The following is a 16750-nucleotide window of genomic DNA, read 5'->3' as shown; positions in this document are numbered from 1 at the left end:
TTCGCGAATTGTGTCGCCCATCACAGATCAGGGCCCGGTGTGAGGGAGGGCGCGATGCGGGATCGGGCCGCCAAGAAAAATAAAATTTTCCCTGGTCATGGTGCGTCGGGCGTGTCGCAGCCGGTCGGTTGACAGGTGACCGACCGCGAACTTTTCGCGATGCAAATAACATCGCTGTGACTCCTGCGCCGGATGTGACAGAAGTTATCCGAATTGGGCCGTCGCGGGCCCTTGGCGCCCGCCGACAGCACAACTACAGTGCGTAGTAGACGACGTTAGGCAACCTACTCACCGACGAGCAGGCTGTTCGGCATCGTCGTGGCCCCCATTCGCTCGCCCACTTCGCGGTGGGCCCGCGCGCGAACTTCGGCAGCGTGGCGGTGAACCCGACGATGGCGGGTGAGGACCGGTTCTTCGCCGCCTTGTTTTTCTGTTTCGGTGACGCGCTGCTGTGGTGCGCGCGACGTCGCGCGCAACCGTGCGCTGATCAACCTGGTGGCGGCGGCATTCTTCATCGGGGGCATCGGACGGTTGATCGCGTTGGCCGTCGACGGTCCCAGGCATCCGTTCTATGGTGGTCGCGGCCAGGCAGGTCGGCGCGCTGAAACACGTTGCCGCAGAGGGCGTTACGCCAGGTATGCGACCGCGTCACGGTAACGTTCCGCGGCCGACCGCAACGCAGCGACCTCCGGCCCTGCGCGCAGCACGTCGCGTGACACTGCGGGGAGCAACTGGCCGCGTGCGGTCCCGCCGAAGCCGCCGAGCGCTTCGGGTCGTCCTCCCTGGGCACCGACGCCGGGCACCAGGACGGGCCCGCCGAGTGCGCTGAGGTCGGGCGGTTCGGCCAGCGTGGCGCCCACGACGACGCCGACGGAACCGGGTTGCGACGCCGCGCGGTTGACCGCGGCCGCGGAGTCGACGATCGACTGTGCGACGGTGCCGTCGTCGGTCTTGGCCTGCTGAATGGCCGCACCCTCGGGATTGGACGTCGCGGCGAGCACGAACACCCCGCGACCGTGGGCCTCGGCGGTGTCGAGCAGCGGTTGCAGCGACCCGAACCCGAGGTAGGGCGATGCGGTGACCGCGTCGGCGGCCAGCGGCGAGTCGCCGGCCCACGCGTCGGCGTACGCCGCCATCGTCGATCCGATGTCGCCGCGTTTGGCGTCGGCCAGCACCAGCACGCCTGACGACTGCAGCGCGCCGATGGTGCGCTCCAGCACGGCGAACCCCTTGGCGCCGAACGCCTCGAAAAACGCGACCTGCGGTTTGACGATCGCGAAGTCGGCGAACGCCGCCACGCAGATGTCGCAGAACCGGGCCAGGCCGTCGCTGTCGACCGGCAACCCCCACGCGCGCAGCAGTTCCTTGTGCGGATCGATGCCGGGGCACAGCGGTCCGCGCCGCGACACCGCGTCGGCCAACCGCGCCCCGAAACCGGTCATGACCCCAACGCGCTGTGCAACTCCTGCAGCGACATCACGCCGATGTCACCGCGGATACCCGCCTCGATACCCTGCACGGCCGCGGACGCGCCCTGCACCGTGGTGACACACGGAATGTTCATCGCCACCGCCGCCGAGCGGATCTCGTAGCCGTCGATGCGCGGTCCGGAGTTGCCGTACGGCGTGTTGATCACCATGTCCACCTCGCCGGCCCTGATCAGGTCGACCGCGGAGCTTGCGGGCCTGCCCTCACCCGGCTCCTGGAAATGCTTGCGCACCTCGTCGCAGGGAATGCCGTTGCGGCGCAACATCTCTGCGGTGCCCTCGGTGGCCAGCACGCGGAACCCGAGATCGGCCAGGCGCTTCACCGGGAACACCAGCGAGCGTTTGTCGCGGTTGGCAACCGACACGAACACGGTGCCGTTGGCGGGCAGCGAACCGTAGGCGGCGGTCTGGCTCTTGGCGAACGCGCTGCCGAAGTCGTGGTCGATGCCCATCACCTCGCCGGTCGACTTCATCTCCGGGCCGAGCAGCGAATCGACCTGCGCACCGTCGGTCTTGCGGAACCTGTTGAACGGCAGTACCGCTTCCTTCACCGCGACCGGAGCGTTGCGGGCGGTGGTGGCGCCGTCGCCGGTCTTGGCCAGGATGCCCTCGTCGCGCAACTGCGCGATGCTGGTGCCCAGCATCACGCGCGCGCAGGCCTTGGCCAGCGGCACCGCGGTGGCCTTGGACACGAACGGCACCGTCCTACTGGCGCGCGGATTCGCCTCCAGCACGTAGAGCACGTCGTCCTTCAGCGCGTACTGCACGTTGAGCAGGCCGACCACGCCGATGCCGTGCGCGATCGCCTCGGTGGCGCGCCGCACCTGCTCGATGTCGCTGCGGCCAAGGGTGACCGGCGGCAGCGCACACGCCGAGTCGCCGGAGTGGATGCCGGCTTCCTCGATGTGCTCCATGATGCCGCCGATGTACACCTCGGTGCCGTCGCAGAGCGCGTCGACGTCGATCTCGATGGCGTCTTCGAGGAACCGGTCGACGAGCACCGGATGCTCGGGCGACAACTGGGTGGCGCGGGTGATGTAGCGCTGCAGGGTTTCCTCGTCGTAGACGATCTCCATGCCCCGCCCGCCCAGCACGTAGGACGGCCGCACCAGCACCGGGTAGCCGATGTCGGCCGCGATGCGCCGCGCCTGTTCGAAGCTGATCGCCGTGCCGAACCGCGGCGCGGGCAGTCCCGCGTTGGTCAGCACTTCGCCGAACGCACCGCGGTCCTCGGCCAGGTCGATGGCCTTGGGGCTGGTGCCGACGATCGGCACACCCGCCTGCTCGAGGCGTTCGGCCAGCCCGAGTGGGGTCTGCCCGCCGAGTTGCACTATCACGCCGACGACGCCGGGACCACCCTCGCCCGAGGCGGATTCGGCGTAGTAGATCTCCAGCACGTCCTCGAAGGTGAGCGGTTCGAAGTACAGCCGGTCGGCGGTGTCGTAGTCGGTGGACACCGTCTCGGGGTTGCAGTTGATCATCACGGTCTCGAAACCGGCCTGGCTCAACGTCGTCGCCGCGTGCACACAGCTGTAGTCGAACTCGATGCCCTGGCCGATCCGGTTCGGCCCGGAGCCGAGGATGAGCACCTTCGGCTTCTCGGCCTGCGGGGCGACCTCGGTTTCGGCGGCGGGGTCGAGTTCGTAGCTGCTGTAGTGGTAGGGCGTCTTGGCCTCGAATTCGGCCGCACACGTGTCGACGGTCTTGAAGACGGGGTGGATGCCCAGCCGCTGACGCAACGCCCGCACGCCGACCTCGCCCGCCAATTCCGGTCGCAGCGCGGCGATCTGGCGGTCGGACAGTCCGTAGTGCTTGGCGCGCCGCACCAGTGCCTCGTCGAGTACCGGCGCGTCCGACAACTCGGCGCGCAGCGCCACCAGCCCGGCGATCTGCTCGACGAACCAGGGGTCGACACCGGACGCCGAGGCCACCTGTTCCACCGTCGCGCCCAAGCGCAGCGCCTGCTCGATGTCGTACAGCCGACCGTCGGTGGGCGTCTTGAGACGCTTCAGCAGGTCGTCGACGGACAGGTCGGGGTCGGGTGCGGTCCAGAACCCGGCGCGACTGGTCTCCAGCGAGCGCATCACCTTGCCCAGCGCCTCGATGAAGTTGCGTCCCAACGACATCGCCTCACCGACCGACTTCATCGTGGTGGTCAACGTCGGGTCGGCGCCGGGGAACTTCTCGAAGGCGAACCGCGGCGCCTTGACCACGACGTAGTCCAGCGTGGGCTCGAAGCAGGCCGGGGTCTCCTTGGTGATGTCGTTGAGGATCTCGTCGAGGGTGTATCCGATCGCGAGTTTGGCGGCGATCTTGGCGATCGGGAAGCCGGTGGCCTTGGACGCCAGCGCGCTGGACCGCGACACCCGCGGGTTCATCTCGATGACGATCAGTCGACCGTCGGCGGGATTGACCGCGAACTGGATGTTGCAGCCGCCGGTGTCGACGCCGACCTCGCGCAGGATCGCGATGCCCAGGTCGCGCATCGTCTGGTATTCCCGGTCGGTCAGCGTCATCGCGGGCGCCACCGTCACCGAGTCGCCGGTGTGCACCCCCATCGGGTCGACGTTCTCGATCGAGCACACGACGACCACGTTGTCGTGGCCGTCGCGCATCAGCTCGAGCTCGAATTCCTTCCAGCCGTAGATCGATTCCTCGATCAGAACGTTGGCGCTCGGTGAGGCGGCCAGTCCGTCACCGGCCATCCGGTCGACGTCGTCGGCGGAGTACGCCATGCCCGACCCCAGGCCACCCATCGTGAACGACGGGCGGACGACGACCGGCAACCCGAGTTCGGCGACCGTCTCGCGGACCTCGTCCATGGTGAAGCACACCCGCGAGCGGGCGGATTCGCCGCCGACCTTGGCGACGATGTCTTTGAACCGCTGCCGGTCCTCGCCGCGCTGGATGGCTTCGAAGTCCGCGCCGATCAACTCGACGTTGTAGCGCTCCAGCACCCCGTTCTCGTACAGCGCGACGGCGGTGTTCAGCGCGGTCTGCCCGCCGAGCGTGGCCAGCAGCGCGTCGATCTTGTTGCCGCGCTCGGCCTGTTGCGCGATCACACGTTCGACGAATGCGGGCGTGATCGGTTCGACGTAGGTGTGGTCGGCGAACTCCGGGTCGGTCATGATGGTCGCCGGGTTGGAGTTGACCAAGCTGACCTGCAGGCCCTCGGCACGCAGCACCCGGCACGCCTGGGTGCCGGAGTAGTCGAACTCGCAGGCCTGCCCGATGACGATCGGCCCAGAGCCGATCACCAGCACGTGGTTGAGGTCTGTCCGCCTCGGCACTAGTGGCCCCCGTCCCCGCGAGCGACCGTGTGTGCACGCGACACGCCGCGGATTTCTGTACAACAGCGGTCGCTCGCCACGAACATCACTTGCCTTCCGCCATCAGGTCGACGAATTGGTCGAACAGGTAGTTCGCATCGTGCGGGCCAGCGGCCGCCTCGGGGTGGTACTGCACCGAAAAGGCGTGTCCGTCAACGAGTTTGATCCCTTCGACGACGCCGTCGTTGGCGCACGTGTGGCTGACCTCGGCGGCCCCGAACGGGGTGTCGAACCGCTCCCCCGCCTCGCCTTCGAGCGCGAATCCGTGGTTCTGCGCCGTCACCGCGACCCGACCGGTGGCGTGGTCGATGACCGGCACGTTGATGCCGCGGTGGCCGAACACCATCTTGTAGGTCGACCGGCCCAGTGCCCTGCCAAGGATCTGGTTGCCGAAGCAGATGCCGAACAGCGGGATGCCTGCGCCGAGCACCTCGCGCGTGACACCCACGATGTGGTCGGCGGTCGCCGGGTCACCGGGGCCGTTGGACAGGAACACACCGTCGGGCTTGAGGTCGGCGATCTGCTCGAAGTCCACCGTCGACGACAGCACATGGCTGCGGATGCCCCGCATGGCGAAGTTGCGCGGTGTGTTGGTCTTGATGCCCAGGTCGATCGCGGCGACGGTGAACCGGTGTGGCCCTTGGGGTTCCACCGTGTACATCGAGTCGGTGCTCACCTCGCCCGCGAGGTTGGCGCCGAGCATCGACGGCTGGCTGCGGACCCTGGTCAGCAGTTCGTCGGGGTCGGCGAGGGCATCGCCGGAGAACACGCCGGCCTTCATCGAGCCCAGGCTGCGCAGGTGCCGCACCACCGCGCGGGTGTCGATGCTCGCGATGCCGACGATGCCCTGCCGGACCAGTTCCTCGTCGAGCGTGCCGGTGGCCCGCCAGTTCGACGCCCGCGGCGACGGGTCGCGCACCGCGTAGCCCGCCACCCAGATCTTGTCGCCGCGGCTTTCGGCGTCCTCGTGGTTCCATCCGGTGTTGCCGATCTGCGGTGCCGTCGCGACGACGATCTGCCCGTGATAGCTCGGGTCGGTCAACGTCTCCTGGTAGCCGGACATGCCGGTGGAGAACACCGCCTCACCCAGCGTCTGCCCGACCGCGCCGAACGGCACGCCGGTGAAGATCCGGCCGTCCTCGAGGACGAGCACCGCCTTCGACGTCATGCCGCGCCCTCCAGCCACTTGGAGTAGTCGTCGCGGTTGTCGGCGCGGAACCCGGTGTCGATCTGGGCGCCCGATGGCAACCGCCACCGGATGGCCAGGATGCCCTCGTGCGTGATCACCTTGCCTGCCAGTGCCTTCTCCGTGCGGATCGTCTCGATCGCGTCGTCGGGTATCCAGATCGGTCCGGCTCCGATGCGCTGCAACATGATTCCTTCGGGGTAGCGGGTCAGCACTGCCTTGGCGCGATACCCGAGGTCGCCGACCGCGATGCGGTCCAGCCAACTGGGCGCCAGCGTGCTGCCGACGTAGAGACCCTTGGTCGGGGGGACCAACGCCGGACCGACGGTATCCGGTAGCTGCGGCAAGGTGCCAATCAATTGTGCCTGCCGCTGGGCCCGGCGCAGCCACCCGCGCATCATTTGCCGGATCGCGAAGGCGATCAGCACCGCCAACACGGCAGCGATCACCAGCATCGTGACGAGCGTGCCGGTGTTCATGCGCGATCCGCCTGCGCTACTCGCTCGCCGTTCACGCCGGGCTCTTCCCGTCCCGCGCCGTCACCTTGCCGCGCAGTAGCGTCAACGTGACGGCCGCAGGCAACTCCATCGATTCATAAGGGGTGTTGTCCGACCGGCTGGCCAGCGCGACGCCCTCGACGGTCCAGGTGGCGTCGGGGTCGACGACGGTCAGATTGGCAGGCTCACCGATCTCCAGGGGCCTGCCCTGGTCGGGCAATCCGACGATGCGCGCAGGGTTCTCGCTCATCACCCGGGCGACGTCGCGCCACGTCAACAACCCGGTCCGCACCATCGTCTCGGCCACGACGGACAGCGCGGTCTGCAGCCCGAGCATGCCGGGTCGCGCGTGCGCGAACTCACACATCTTCTCGTGTTCGGCGTGCGGGGCGTGGTCGGTGGCGACGCAGTCGATCACCCCGTCGGCCAACGCCTGACGCAGCGCCGCGGCATCGGACGCCTCACGCAGCGGCGGGTTGACCCGGTTGCGGCCGTCGTAACTGGCCAGCCGGCTGTCGTCCAACAGCAGGTGATGCGGAGTGACCTCCGCCGTGATCGAAATCCCTTGTGATTTCGCCCACTTGAGCAGCTCGACGGTGCCCGCGGTGGACGCGTGGCAGATGTGCACCCGGGCGCCTGCGTCGCGGGCCAGCAGGGCGTCGCGCGCGACGATCGACTCCTCGGCGGCGCGGGGCCACCCGGCCAGCCCGAGCCGGGCGGCGATCGGACCCTCGTGCGCGACGGCCCCGACCGTCAGGCGCGGTTCCTCGGCGTGCTGGGCGATCAGCACGCCAAGACCCGTCGAGTACTCCAGGGCGCGGCGCATGATCAGCGGGTCGTGCACGCAGACGCCGTCGTCGGAGAACATCCGCACCCGGCCGACACCCGCGGCCATCAATCCCATCTCGGTGAGCTGCTTACCCTCCAGACCCATCGTGACCGCCCCGACGGGGTGCACGTCGACGAGGCCGACCTGCTGACCGCGGTGCCAGACATGGTCGGTGACGACGGGGCTGTCGGCCACCGGGTTGGTGTTGGCCATCGCGAACACCGCGGTGTAGCCGCCCAAAGCCGCTGCCGCCGAACCGGTTTCGATGTCCTCGGCGTATTCCCGGCCCGGTTCCCGCAGATGCGTGTGCAGGTCGACGAAGCCGGGCAGCAGCACCTGGTCGGTGGCGTCGAAGACGTCGGCGTCGTCGGGCGGGGTCAGGTCGGGCCCGATCTCGGCGATCTGGCCGTCGGCGGTCAACACGTCGACGCGGTCACCCTCGCCGTAGAGTCGCACCCCGCGAATCAACACGCTCATACGCCGACCGCCTCCTCTGCGCCGACCAAAAGATGGAAGAGCACCGCCATCCGGATGTGCACGCCGTTGGAAACCTGTTGCAGCACAGCCGATTGCGTGGAGTCAGCCACCGAGAACGCGATCTCCATGCCGCGCACCATCGGCCCGGGATGCAGCACCACCGCGTTGCCGGGCAGCATCGCCTGGCGCTTCTCCGAGAGCCCGTAGAGCACCGAATACTCGCGGGCGGACGGGAAGAAGCCGCCGTTCATCCGCTCGGCCTGCACGCGCAGCATCAGCACCGCGTCGGCGATCGGCAGTTCCGCGTCAAGGTCGTGCGAGACGGTGACAGGCCAGTCCGCCACCCCGACGGGCAGCAGCGTGGGCGGCGCGACGAGCACCACCTCGGCCCCGAGCGTGGCCAGCAGCAGCACGTTCGACCGCGCCACCCTGCTGTGCAGCACATCGCCGACGATCACCACCCGCTTGCCCTCGATGGTGCCGAGCCGCTGCCGGATGGTCAGCGCGTCAAGGAGGGCCTGGGTCGGGTGTTCGTGGGTGCCGTCGCCCGCGTTGATCACCACCGGACCGGTCCCATCGGCGCCGGAAGGGGCAGTCCACTCGGCGAGTTGCTGCGCCGCCCCGGATGCGGGGTGGCGGATGATCAGCGCGTCGGCGCCTGCGGCGCGCAGCGTCAGCGCGGTGTCGCGCAGCGATTCCCCTTTGGCGACTGAGGAACCCGACGAGCTGACGTTGATCACGTCGGCGCTCATCCACTTGCCTGCGACCTCGAACGAGACCCGGGTGCGGGTGGAGTTCTCGTAGAACATCGTGATGATGGTGCGGCCGCGCAGCGTCGGCAGTTTCTTGACCTCACGGCCGAGCAGCGCCTGGCTGAAGCGGTCGGCGTCGTCGAGGATCGCCAGCGCGTCGTCGCGGGACAGGTCGCCCGCGGACAGCAGATGCTTCATCGTTGAGGCCCCCCCTGAGGTGCGATGGATACGCCGTCGTGGCCGTCATCTTCGGAGAGCCGGACCTTCACGTTCTCGGCTCGGGAGGTGGGCACGTTCTTGCCCACGTAGTCGGCGCGCAGCGGCAGTTCGCGGTGTCCGCGGTCGACCAGCACCGCAAGCTGCACGGCGCGCGGCCTGCCGATGTCGCGGAGGGCATCCAACGCCGAGCGGACCGACCGTCCGGTGTAGAGCACGTCGTCGACGAGGATCACCAGCGCCCCGTCGATGCCGCCCGCGGGGATCGAGGTGTCCTCGAGCGGACGCGGGGGCTTGAAGTCGAGGTCGTCGCGGTAGAGCGTGATGTCCAGCGCCCCATGCGGAACGGTGACGCCTGCGAATTCCTCGATCTTGCCCGCCAGTCGCGTTGCCAGCGTGACGCCCCTGGTCGGGATGCCGAGCAGGATGACGCGCGGCGCATCGGAGCCGTCGAGCGCGGTCTTCTCGATGATCTGGTGGGCGATGCGGGAGATGGTCCGGCCGACGTCCGCTGCGGACATCAGCTCCCGGTCGGTGCCTGATGAGGCTGCATGAGCGCCCAAGTGACCCTGACCTCCTTCTCCGCCTCTCTGGACGGATCGTTAAAGGACGTCGAACTTCGCCGGCGAGCTTAGCACTCGCGGACGGCTACACGTTGAGCGAACCGAGCGTTACCGCGTACACGTTGCTGTCGAACCCGTTCGTCAAGTAGAGCGTGCCGTTGCCGCCCACAGCGACCATCTGGTAGCCGTACGGGGTCTGGTTCGTGGTCACCGACCCGAGCACGGTTCTGGTGTTGGGATCGACCACGGTGACCGTCTTGCCGTCCGTAGCGGTGACGTACACACGACTGCCGTCGGAGTTGACGGCGATATCGCCGGCGCCGCCGACCACGGGGATGCTCGCGATTTCGGTGTTGTACTTCGGGCTGGCCGGGTCGATGTCGATCACCGACACCGCGTCGTATCTGCCGTAGACCCGCCACAAATTGTTGTTGTTGTCCCTGATGACATCTTGATCGGTGTGGTAGAAGTCGACGGGCTCGACGACCACCACGCTGGTGGTCACGTACGCCATTTTTCCGTCGGCACTGATCGCCATTTGCCGGGATCCGTCGTATTGGTAAGGGCCGACATGGATTTCCCCGACCGGCGCCATCGTCGCCGTGTCGTACACCGAGATGGCGTCGCCACCAGTGGTCAGGTAGAGCAAGCTGCCGTTCGCGCTGACTTCCATGTCCGCGCCGGCCGTCACTATTCCCACCACTGTGTTGCTCGCGGTGTCGATCACCGTGAGATTGTTGTCCGCCGAGGTGACGAAGAGTCGGCGGCCATCCCGGCTGGACTTGATGCCGGTCAAGCCATTCCACCATTCCGCGTACTCGTATTGCGAAACGGGTACGTCGATGGCACGCACGACCGTATCGGTGTTGGTATCGATCACGTACACCTTGTTGTCGTAGTAGTCGGCGACGAAGACCTCGTGCGTCGTCGGGCTCGCCGCAATCGACGTCGCCCACGTTCCGACTACCACCGGACCTCCGACGACGGTGTTGGTGGTGGTGTCGATCTTGGCGACCGTATTGGTGCCGGCGTTGACGACATATGCGTAGTTGCCTACCACCGCCACACTCCCCGGGGCGCTGCCAGTGGTGACCTCCGTCGTGGTGGCCGGCAGTTGCGGCGCGGGCGACGGCGTGATCGCCAGTGCCCGCATCGTACGGTCGACCGCGTCGGTGACGTAGATCCGGTCGTCGTCGCGGTACGGATAATTCGATGCCTGACTCAACGCCATGGAATGCGAACCGATTTCGGGATTCGGGTCGATCGCCACCGTACGTATCACCGAATTTGTCCGGGTGTCGATCACCGACACCGTGTCGTCGCTGTTGGCGACGTAGACCAGGCTGCCGTCCGGGCTGACCACGACACTCGTTGGCTGCACTCCCACGGCGATCGGCGAGCCCACGACAGTATTGGTGACCGCGTTGATCACCGACACCGTACTCGAGCCTTGGTTGCTTACATACACCCGTTTGCCGTCGGGGCTGACCGCCAGTCCAGTTGGGTTGACGCCCACCGAAATCGGCGCGCTCACCGTGTTCGTTTCCAGGTCGATCATCGACACGGAATTGCTGCCGGAGTTCGCGACGTAGATGTGGGCGCCGGTGAGCGCCATCTTCGTCGGACTCTGCCCGACCTGGAAGGTTCGCAGCACCTGTTTGGTCTGCGGGTGGACGGCAACCACCGTGCCATTGCCCTTGTTGGACACGAAGACGATGCCAGGGTAGTCGAGCAGAACGTCCGAGGGCTGGTTGAAACCCGACAGCGTCTGCGTTGCGCCTGGGTTGTAAACAAGGTCGATGACTGAGACGGTATTGGATCCCTGATTGGTGACCCAGGCGTAATCGAAGTCCCACGCGACCGACGTCGGCGATGTCCCGACTGGGAGAGTGGCCACCGTGTAACCGTGTGGCACCTCGATTATCGACATGGTGCCATCGGCCTGATTCACAATCCAGGCTCGCCGATAATTCATGTCGACACCTGCGGGCGAGGTCCCGAGCGTGGGCGCGAACTGGCTGTCCACTGTGATGCGGGCCGGTGCGACAGGCACCGTCACGGTTACCGTTTGATTCATCTGCGCGCCGGTGACTTTCACCGTGAAGCTGTCGGTGTCTGGTCCGGAGGTCAGATCGGCCGCCAGCCTGGTCGCCAAAGTTGGGTTGTAGACGAAGTCGCCTTGTGACGTGATCCTCACCGAACCGTTGGTAGGTGCGCCGACGACCGTATAGCTCAGGCCACTTCCGACTACACCCACTGGCCCACGGATTTCACCGGTCAACGGATCGACGCTTCGGTACGGGGCTGCGCTCGGTTGCCCCGAGATCACCGACGGCAGGATCGTCACAATGATCGAAGCGGTGTCCCTGTAGGCTCCAGCAGGATCAGTAGCACGAATGGTGAATGTGTCTGTCAGGCCGGGATTTTGGGCAGCGGCGTCGCGGCCCGCCTGAGTCGGTGTGTATGTGTAAGTACCCGCCGCCGGGTTGAATGTCAGCGTGCCCCTGCTCGGCCCGCTGATGGCGTTGTAGGTGAGCGTGTCGCCGTCCCAGTCCTTGATGTTCACCGAACCGGTGATCGCGCCGTTCGAGTCCGCCGCCCCCACAGTGGGATCGCTGATCGCCACCGGTGCGGTGTTACCGCGGTTGAGCTTGACCACACGGACGGCCTTGTCGGCCATGTCGGTGACGACCAGGCTGCCGTCGGCGCGGACAGCGACGATGTGGTAGTTGGTCTCCGGCGCGGTGTCGATCTGCACGGTGCTCACCAGCGAACGGGTCTTGGCGTTGATCACACTGACCGTGTCGTTACCGTTGGCCACGTACAGCAGGCTGCCGTCCGGGCTCACCGTGATCCCGGCAGGCCTGGAACCCACCGCGATCGCCGCCCCCTCGACCTTGTTGGTGGTGACGTTGATCACCGAGACGGTGTTCGACCCGTAGTTGGTGACATAGGCGTAGCCGTCGCGGATCGCGATCATCTCCGGCGTGGACCCGACCTTGATCGAATCCACCGTCGTCGTCGACGGATTGGCGTCGATGAGCTTGTAGGTGTTGAGATCGACCACCGACACCGAATTGCCTGCACGGCTCACCACATACAGCCGGGGCTGGCCGTTGACCGTCGTGAACGCGATTCCTCGCGGATAGGCGCCCACTTTGATCGCATCGACAGTCGTGGTCGACGGATTGACGTCGAGGACTTTGAACGTGGACGTTTCGATCACCGACACACTGCTGGAACCGTAGTTGGTGACATACAGCTTGGTGCCATTCTCGTTGAGCGTCATGAACTCTGGGCTTGACCCCACCTTCACCGATGTGACCGCCCTGTTCGCGGTGTCGATCACCGACACCGTCCCGCTGGTCCGGTTGGTCACGTAGACCCTGGAGCCGTCGGCGTTGGCCAGCACTCCAGTGGGCGCAGTGCCAACCACAATCGGACTACCAACCACAGCACCGGTCTTCGTGTTGACCACCGTCACGGTGTTGGTGCCCTGATTCGCCACATAAGCGAGGTCCCCCACCAACGCCACCCCGTATGGCTTGCTGCCCGTCACGTTCGACGCCGACGCCTGAGTTGCCCACACCGCAGGCAGTTTCGGGACCGTGATGGTGACCGGCGTGACGCCGCCCTGGCCGTCGCTGACTGTGACCGTGAACGAGTCGAAATCCGGTGTCGACGTCGACGCCGCCGCCAGTCGCGACGCCACCGTCGGCGTGTACCGGAACTGGCCGCTGCTCAGCGCCTCGACGGAGCCCCCGGTGGGCTGACCGGTCACGACGTACGACAGTGAATTGCCCTCGGCATCAGTCGCGTTCATCGCGACAACCACTGCGCCGGTGGCCTGATCGGGTACGCCCACGACCGGGGCCGCCGTCGGTGCGGAGTTCACCGCCGCGGCGGCCACCATCAAGCTCGTCTGCGCCCGGTCGTCCGCCACCTTCGAGAAGCCAACGTCGTCGACGGACTCCTTCTGCGTCTGCCGCCGCAACGCCGCCAGACCGGCCAACAGCAGCGGCGACTCGCCGGGTACCTCGGGAGTGTCACCGTCGGCCGATGAGTCCAGCCCGACGGCCGCAAGCAGATTCGACGCCATCGGCGTCAGCTCCGGCTTCGGCGCCGGATCGACCTTCGGCGCGTCCTGCACCGTCACGGCTTGCAACGTCGTCGACACCGGCGCGGGCGCCGTGTCGGAGACCGGCTTACCGGTCGGTGCCGGCGGGTCTGCCGGCTGCGACTTGCGCGGGGCTACCGAGGCATTGCTGGTCGCCGACCGGTCATCGGTGTCGTCGCCGGCCGACGGTGTGCTCGGCTTGACTCGCTTCGGCTTCTTCGCCGTCCTGGCCGCATTGGGTTTGTCCGAACCCGACTTCTTGTCCTTGGCCGGTGAGGTCGCGGTGGCCTTCTTGGTTGCGGTGGTGCTGTCGGTGTCCGTCGGCTCGTCGGCGACCTTTGGCTCGTCGGCGGTCTTTGGCTCGTCCGCCTTGGAATCCAGCGCCTTCGCCTCCGATGACGACGACGTCGTCGACGTCGTCGATTCGGAATCAGACGGATCGGCAAACGCGGGTGTGGTCGCGACGGCCATCCCGACCCCTAGTGCCACTGCCAACCCGCCGACTCGACCGACATACCTGGCGTAACCCATCATGCCCACCTCCCAAGTCAGGCTGCGAAACGGCAGTGAGCGCCGCGCAACCATCGTCTGCCGCGGGCGGCGATCGGGATTAGGTAGTCGCATACTCGAATTGCCCCTGGGTACGCTGACGCCGATGAAGCTTGACACCAACCAGGCGTCCATCCGCGAATCCATCGATGCCGGTTTCCTGGCCGGGGCCGTCACGCTGGTCTGGCGCTCTGGCGAGGTCCTCCAGGTCAACGAGCTCGGCCACCGGGACGTGCACGCCAACCTGCCGATGCGGCGCGACACCATCTTCCGTATCGCGTCGATGACCAAACCCGTGACGGTCGCAGCGGCCATGAGCCTGATCGACGAGGGCAAGCTCGCCCTGACCGATCCCGTCGCCAAATGGCTGCCCGAACTCGCGGACATGCGGGTGCTCGACAGCCCGGGCGGCCCGCTCGACAAGACGCACCCCGCGCGCCGACAGATCACCGTCGACGATCTGATGACCCACCGCAGCGGGCTTGCCTATTTCTTCTCGGTGACCGGTCCACTGGCCAAGGCCTATTCGAAGATTTCGCCGCGGCAGAACCCGGAGCGCTGGCTGGCCGAGGTGGCGGCACTGCCGCTGCAGCATCAGCCCGGCGACCGGATGACCTACAGCAACGCCACCGATGTGTTGGGCATCCTGCTGGAACGCATCGAAGGCAAGATCCTGCAGGACGTGCTGGCGGAGCGGATCTTCGAGCCGCTGAAGATGGCGGACACCGCGTTCTTCGTGGCGGCCCGCAACCGCGGCCGCACCGCCACCATGTACAAGCTCGAGGACGACGACACCCTCAGCCACGACGCGATGGGGCCACCCCCCATCGCGCCGCCACCGTTCTGCATGGGTGGTGCGAACCTGTTCTCCACCGCCGACGACTATCTGCGCTTCGCCCGAATGCTGTTGGCGGGCGGGGAACTCGACGGTGTGCGGGTGCTGTCCGAGCAGTCCGTGCGGTCGATGCGTACCGACCGGCTGACCGACGAACAGAAGCAACATCCGTTCCTCGGCATGCCGTTCTGGATCGGCCGCGGATTCGGGCTGAACTTGTCGGTGGTCACCGACCCCGCCAGGTCCCGTCAGCTGTTCGGCCCCGGCGGTCTCGGCACTTTCAGTTGGCCCGGCGCGTACGGCACGTGGTGGCAGGCCGATCCGAGCCAGGACCTGATCCTGATCTACCTGATCCAGAATCTGCCGGACTTCGGCGCCGATGCGGCCGCCGCGGTCGCGGGCAACACCGCGCTGCTGAAACTGCAGTCAACACAACCGAAGTTCGTCCGCCGCACGTACCAAGCCCTCGAAATCTAAATGCCGTCCATCCTGATCAGTGGAGCCGGAATCGCCGGGCCTGCACTGGCGTTCTGGCTCACCAATCGTGGCTACCAGGTGACCGTCGTCGAACTCGCCGACGGCATTCGCCCCGGCGGCCAGACCGTCGACCTGCGCGGTGCGGGCGGCGATGTGGTCAGCCGGATGGGGCTGATCGAGCAGATGCGGCAGCGCTCGCTGGACCAGCGCGGCGTCGCATGGATCAAAGCCGACGGCAGTCGGCGCGCCGAGATGCCAGTCACCGCGTTCAACGGGAACGGGTTGGTGTCCAAGCTCGAGATCCTGCGCGGCGACCTCGTCGACGTGCTGTACCAAGCGACGAAAGACCAAACGGAATACCGCTTCAGCACCCGCATCGAGCAACTCGATCAGGGCGCTGATGCGGTGACCGCCGCGCTGACTGACGGCTCGACGGTGTCGGCCGATCTGGTCGTCGGGTGCGACGGGCCTCATTCGGCGGTGCGGCGCTTGGCCTTCGGCCCCGAGGAACAGTTCGTCAAACCGCTCGGCGGGTACAACGCGTGGTTCACCGCACCCGACACCGTCGGCCTCGACGGCTGGTATCTGATGTATCAGGCCCCGGGTCTCAATGCCTCGATGCGCCCCTCGCACGATCCGGCGCTGTGCAAGGCCGGGCTCGCGTTCCGCTCCGAACCCATCGCCTACGACCGTCGCAACTCCGACGAGCAACGGGCACTGCTGGCACGGCATTTCGCAGGCGCAGGCTGGCAGTCCGATGCGCTGCTGGCGGCCGCCGAGACGGCGGACGACTTCTACTTCGACTCGTTCAGTCAAGTGCACATGCCGACCATCTCGCAGGGCCGCGTCACACTGGTCGGTGATGCGGGTTACTGCGCCTCACCGCTGAGCGGGATGGGCACCAGCCTTGCGTTGGTGGGCGCGTACGTGTTGGCGGGTGAACTCGGGCCTGCCGCATCGCTGGACGCCGACCGGATTCCGGTGGCGTTGAGCAGATATGAGTCGGTGATGCGGCCCTACATCGACCGGTGCCAGGACTTGCCCAACGGCATCGACGGTTACCTGCCGAAGTCGGCCAGCGACATCGCGATCACCGCGCAAGTGATGAAGTGGATGCAGCGCTGGCCGTTCCGGCCCATCGCCGAGAAGAAGTGGTTCACCACCGCCGACGCCATCGCGTTGCCGGACTACGCGGACGTCTGACCGCACTGCTGTGCGGCGCTGAGCTTGGCCTCCGCGATGCGGTATACGCCCTCGAGGGCCTGCACCTCGACGCCGACGTATTCGCTGACGACTTCGGGCGCGACGCCCGCGTCTCGCAACCTCAGCGCCAGGGAGTACGGGAGCGGGAGCTTGCGCAGTGCCCGCTCGTGTGGAGTTAGTTCATCGGCCACCCCATCAGCTTGCGCCGACTTCCGGGACAGGCAGTGAGTAGC

At 66.9% G+C, this 16750-nt stretch carries 13 protein-coding genes; 3 read left to right on the top strand and 10 right to left on the bottom strand.

All coding sequences use genetic code 11. The features are described 5' to 3' along the window. Positions 1–284 precede the first annotated feature (284 nt). The gene (locus tag C1A30_RS35810) at positions 285–515 is read right to left on the bottom strand and encodes a hypothetical protein (protein ID WP_200828389.1); all 231 of its coding nucleotides are present in this window, start codon (positions 513–515) and stop codon (positions 285–287) included. Between C1A30_RS35810 and C1A30_RS36525 the strand changes: the two genes are divergently transcribed. Next, a complete protein-coding gene (locus C1A30_RS36525; RefSeq protein ID WP_160112771.1) occupies positions 439–657 on the top strand; it encodes a DUF4345 family protein in 219 nt (72 codons plus the stop codon). The genes C1A30_RS35810 and C1A30_RS36525 overlap by 77 nt on opposite strands. On the opposite strand, the gene pyrF is transcribed toward C1A30_RS36525, so the two are convergent. From pyrF to C1A30_RS19610, 8 genes are all read right to left on the bottom strand, one after another. Beyond that, positions 627–1442 carry an orotidine-5'-phosphate decarboxylase gene (gene pyrF, locus C1A30_RS19645; protein ID WP_101949809.1) on the bottom strand — a complete coding sequence of 272 codons (816 nt, stop codon included), beginning with the start codon at positions 1440–1442 and terminating at the stop codon, positions 627–629. The two genes, C1A30_RS36525 and pyrF, sit on opposite strands and share 31 nt — an antisense overlap. Continuing rightward, positions 1439–4777 carry a carbamoyl-phosphate synthase large subunit gene (gene carB, locus C1A30_RS19640; protein ID WP_101949808.1) on the bottom strand — a complete coding sequence of 1113 codons (3339 nt, stop codon included), beginning with the start codon at positions 4775–4777 and terminating at the stop codon, positions 1439–1441. Before carB ends, pyrF begins: the two co-directional genes overlap by 4 nt. Before the next feature lie 85 nt (positions 4778–4862). Beyond that, complete coding sequence (carA, locus tag C1A30_RS19635; RefSeq protein WP_101949807.1) at positions 4863–5984, bottom strand: glutamine-hydrolyzing carbamoyl-phosphate synthase small subunit; 1122 nt, start codon at positions 5982–5984, stop codon at positions 4863–4865. Continuing rightward, positions 5981–6481, bottom strand: a complete 501-nt coding sequence (locus C1A30_RS19630) for a transporter (protein WP_101949806.1) — start codon at positions 6479–6481, stop codon at positions 5981–5983. Before C1A30_RS19630 ends, carA begins: the two co-directional genes overlap by 4 nt. A 31-nt stretch (positions 6482–6512) precedes the next feature. Then, the gene (locus C1A30_RS19625) at positions 6513–7805 is read right to left on the bottom strand and encodes a dihydroorotase (RefSeq protein ID WP_101949805.1); all 1293 of its coding nucleotides are present in this window, start codon (positions 7803–7805) and stop codon (positions 6513–6515) included. Then, the gene (locus tag C1A30_RS19620; RefSeq protein WP_101949804.1) at positions 7802–8755 is read right to left on the bottom strand and encodes an aspartate carbamoyltransferase catalytic subunit; all 954 of its coding nucleotides are present in this window, start codon (positions 8753–8755) and stop codon (positions 7802–7804) included. Before C1A30_RS19620 ends, C1A30_RS19625 begins: the two co-directional genes overlap by 4 nt. After that, positions 8752–9336: a bifunctional pyr operon transcriptional regulator/uracil phosphoribosyltransferase PyrR gene (pyrR, locus tag C1A30_RS19615; RefSeq protein ID WP_101949803.1), complete on the bottom strand. Its 585-nt coding sequence runs from the start codon at positions 9334–9336 to the stop codon at positions 8752–8754. Before pyrR ends, C1A30_RS19620 begins: the two co-directional genes overlap by 4 nt. An 85-nt stretch (positions 9337–9421) precedes the next feature. Beyond that, on the bottom strand, positions 9422–13984 hold the full coding sequence (locus tag C1A30_RS19610; protein WP_142392631.1) for a beta-propeller fold lactonase family protein: 4563 nt from the start codon (positions 13982–13984) through the stop codon (positions 9422–9424). A gap of 124 nt (positions 13985–14108) precedes the next feature. On the opposite strand from C1A30_RS19610, the gene C1A30_RS19600 reads away from it, so the two are divergent. Beyond that, positions 14109–15314 (top strand): serine hydrolase, encoded by a 1206-nt coding sequence (locus tag C1A30_RS19600; protein ID WP_101949801.1) that lies wholly within the window; start codon positions 14109–14111, stop codon positions 15312–15314. Beyond that, positions 15315–16517 (top strand): FAD-dependent monooxygenase, encoded by a 1203-nt coding sequence (locus C1A30_RS19595; protein ID WP_101949800.1) that lies wholly within the window; start codon positions 15315–15317, stop codon positions 16515–16517. On the opposite strand, the gene C1A30_RS19590 is transcribed toward C1A30_RS19595, so the two are convergent. Then, the gene (locus C1A30_RS19590) at positions 16502–16708 is read right to left on the bottom strand and encodes a hypothetical protein (RefSeq protein WP_101949799.1); all 207 of its coding nucleotides are present in this window, start codon (positions 16706–16708) and stop codon (positions 16502–16504) included. The genes C1A30_RS19595 and C1A30_RS19590 overlap by 16 nt on opposite strands. Positions 16709–16750: the final 42 nt, after the last annotated feature.

It is taken from the genome of Mycobacterium sp. 3519A (genome assembly GCF_900240945.1).
Lineage (GTDB): Bacteria > Actinomycetota > Actinomycetes > Mycobacteriales > Mycobacteriaceae > Mycobacterium.
Note: the sequence above shows the minus strand (reverse complement) of the source record. Positions and strands in the feature narration are given on the sequence as shown.

Bases quoted from the DNA above. Each gene is read 5' to 3' on its own strand.
- C1A30_RS35810 (WP_200828389.1), bottom strand. From the start codon at position 515: ATGAAGAATGCCGCCGCCACCAGGTTGATCAGCGCACGGTTGCGCGCG.
- pyrF (WP_101949809.1), bottom strand. From the start codon at position 1,442: ATGACCGGTTTCGGGGCGCGGTTGGCCGACGCGGTGTCGCGGCGCGGA.
- carA (WP_101949807.1), bottom strand. From the start codon at position 5,984: ATGACGTCGAAGGCGGTGCTCGTCCTCGAGGACGGCCGGATCTTCACC.
- C1A30_RS19630 (WP_101949806.1), bottom strand. From the start codon at position 6,481: ATGAACACCGGCACGCTCGTCACGATGCTGGTGATCGCTGCCGTGTTG.
- C1A30_RS19625 (WP_101949805.1), bottom strand. From the start codon at position 7,805: ATGAGCGTGTTGATTCGCGGGGTGCGACTCTACGGCGAGGGTGACCGC.
- C1A30_RS19620 (WP_101949804.1), bottom strand. From the start codon at position 8,755: ATGAAGCATCTGCTGTCCGCGGGCGACCTGTCCCGCGACGACGCGCTG.
- C1A30_RS19610 (WP_142392631.1), bottom strand. From the start codon at position 13,984: ATGGGTTACGCCAGGTATGTCGGTCGAGTCGGCGGGTTGGCAGTGGCA.
- C1A30_RS19600 (WP_101949801.1), top strand. From the start codon at position 14,109: ATGAAGCTTGACACCAACCAGGCGTCCATCCGCGAATCCATCGATGCC.
- C1A30_RS19595 (WP_101949800.1), top strand. From the start codon at position 15,315: ATGCCGTCCATCCTGATCAGTGGAGCCGGAATCGCCGGGCCTGCACTG.